This is a genomic window from Phormidium pseudopriestleyi FRX01, assembly GCF_017313335.1.
In the GTDB taxonomy this organism is placed as follows: domain Bacteria; phylum Cyanobacteriota; class Cyanobacteriia; order Cyanobacteriales; family Laspinemataceae; genus Laspinema; species Laspinema pseudopriestleyi.
On sequence record NZ_JAFLQW010000500.1, the window covers coordinates 1 to 2,506 of the forward strand.

At 49.2% G+C, this 2,506-nt stretch carries 2 protein-coding genes; one reads left to right on the forward strand and one right to left on the reverse strand.

Annotated elements, in window-relative coordinates; genetic code table 11:
- Window positions 1-468: 468 nt before the first annotated feature.
- Complete coding sequence (locus J0895_RS19065) at window positions 469-837, forward strand: DUF760 domain-containing protein (RefSeq protein ID WP_207089587.1); 369 nt, start codon at window positions 469-471, stop codon at window positions 835-837.
- A 44-nt stretch (window positions 838-881) separates the two neighbouring features.
- Here the strand turns inward: J0895_RS19065 and J0895_RS19070 are convergent, their stop codons facing one another.
- A complete protein-coding gene (locus J0895_RS19070) occupies window positions 882-2,114 on the reverse strand; it encodes an HhoA/HhoB/HtrA family serine endopeptidase (protein ID WP_207089588.1) in 1,233 nt (410 codons plus the stop codon).
- Window positions 2,115-2,506: the final 392 nt, after the last annotated feature.

Sequence of the window (2,506 nt, forward strand, 5' to 3'; positions counted from 1 at the left end):
AAAACTTGCCTTGTCTAAATAATACTCTATAAGGGTAGAGTTTTGCGGAAAATACGATAGAGCGCTACATTAACGACCCTCATCATGGTTGGACTACAGTGTAGGCGGTTAAAACCGCTCGTGTGGGCTTTCCACATAGCCTCTAAAGACGCGAGGCTACCAGCCCTACCGTGTTTCTCTTGTGTGAGCCGGTAAGATTAAGCATTTCGCCAAAGCATCGCTATTATGCACGATTTTTCTATCTAAGTCAACTGTCAATCCTAAATTTACCGGATTTTTTGAATTCGCGGTGTTTTGAGAGGGAGTATTGACGAGGGGGGAATTTTTACCTCTTTAGAAGTTGACAGACCCAGGTTTATATGATAATGCCCGCTCAGAGCGGGTTTTGAATCTCAACTGGGAAGGAGGCATCTGCCCAGCACAATGGTTTAAAGTAGAAAATAAGCACTTGAGCTACTTAGGATCCTCATGGTTTATCAACCTGACTTTCTGAATTCCCACGATGAAGATGTCGAAGCGAATCAGCTACTGAAATACTTACAGCATCAGCCGCCAGAAGTTTTGGCGCGGGTTGCCAAGTCAGTCAGCCCGGAAATTAAGGAAATTATCTCTCAGAACGTTCAGGGACTGGTGGGTGTCCTGCCGTCGGAGAACTTTGAGGTTCAAATTACGACGAACCGAGAGAATTTGTCTGGTTTGTTGGCATCTGCGATGATGACGGGTTATTTCCTGCACAAGATGGAACAACGGATGCATCTGGAGGAACGTTTATCCCAAGTTAGTTCCCTCGGGAATGACTCCGCTGGTGGCGGTTCAGGGAAACATGGATCTCGTTAGACTGCCGATTCAACCTGGGGAAGTTAATCCCGATCGCCCCTCAATCAATTCCGGCGATCGGGGGGAAAGGCCCCAGGACGTACAGCAATGGTGGCGGTGGACCCTTGGCGGTTGACTTCCATTTCCAGTAGTCCGCCTACTTGGGTAGCTTCTACCAATTCTTGCACTTCGCTTGCTGTGGCGATCGCCACCCCGTTAATTTTTTGAATCACATCCCCTTTTTGCAACTGGGCTTTTTGGGCAGGAGTGTCCGGTAAAACCGCCATAATCACGACCCCAGTTTCGGTGAGAATCTTCACCCCTTCCAGGCGTTCCTCTAATTTGTCCCGGACTTGGGGAGTCAATTCTACCATTTGAATGCCCAAAAATGGGTGAGAGACTTGACCGTTTGTAAATAATTCATTGGCAATTCGTTTAGCCGTTTCAATGGGGATGGCAAACCCTAAACCTTGAGCATCAGCGAGAATTGCCGTATTCACCCCAATCACTTCCCCGCGATCGTCTAATAAGGGTCCCCCGGAATTCCCTGGATTAATTGCTGCATCGGTTTGGATAAAGCGGACCCGCTTATCAGGAATTCCTACTTGGGAACTCGATCGCCCGGTGGCGCTGATAATCCCTACCGTGACACTATTATCCAATCCCAGGGGACTGCCGATCGCGATCGCCCATTGTCCCGGGACCAAATTCTCCGAATTTCCTAACTTCACCTTCGGCAATCGGGTCCCTTCAATTTTCACCACGGCTAAATCCGTCAGGGAATCAATCCCCATGACTTTCCCCTCAAAGATGCGACCATCATTCAGGGTCACTTTGACCACCCGAGTCCCTTCTACCACATGAGCATTGGTGATAATTTGACCCTCAGCGCTCAAAATAAATCCAGATCCCGTCCCGTGGTTTCCGCGTTGTTTCGGGGGTGGCATTTCTTCCCCAAAAAATTTCCGAAACAAGGGATTTCCTTCGTCATTCTCCTCAACCGTTCTTTCCCCACGAAGAGCATCAATTCTGACCACTGCCGGACCCACTTTTGCCGCCGCTGAGGCGATAAAATTGCGGTCAATGGGCTGTTCCATGAAAGCGGGATTGGTTTCAATGTCTGAGTCAGCCGCGATAGTGACTGGAGTAGTAGCGTCCGGTAGCATCACCGGCATGGCTACGGGTTCTGTTCCCAGAGTGCCATCCACAATGAGGTATCGGCTGGCGATCGTGCCGACACTCCCACCGAGGACTAACAAGTTCAAACCCACAATTAGCCGCTTTAATATTTGACGCATGGCCGGTTTCCCCATTCGATAGCGATACAACTCATCCCCAGATGGCGCACAATTTTTGAGGCTGGCAAAAGCAGCCCCTGAATTAAATCTTAGCAATAAGCAGATCCCTAGTGCAGGGTGGCCTATTTTCTCCCACTGTATCCTAATTCTTGGGTTTGGGGCGAGGGCTGAGGGAGTAGATTTGGTGAAAGTGGCGAAGAGGACCCCACCCTAACCCTCCTACAACGGTAGGTTTTTTACGTTCAGGGTAATTTGCCTAAGAGTAAGGGGTCTTCCGGTTCCCCCCGGTGATGTCTTGGGGAGGGCTGTTTCATTCTAAAATTTTCCTGACCCCGTAAGCGTTACACCTCAAGGGTTTGCGGCCTTATTTCCTAAGTTGAAACTAAAAAAAG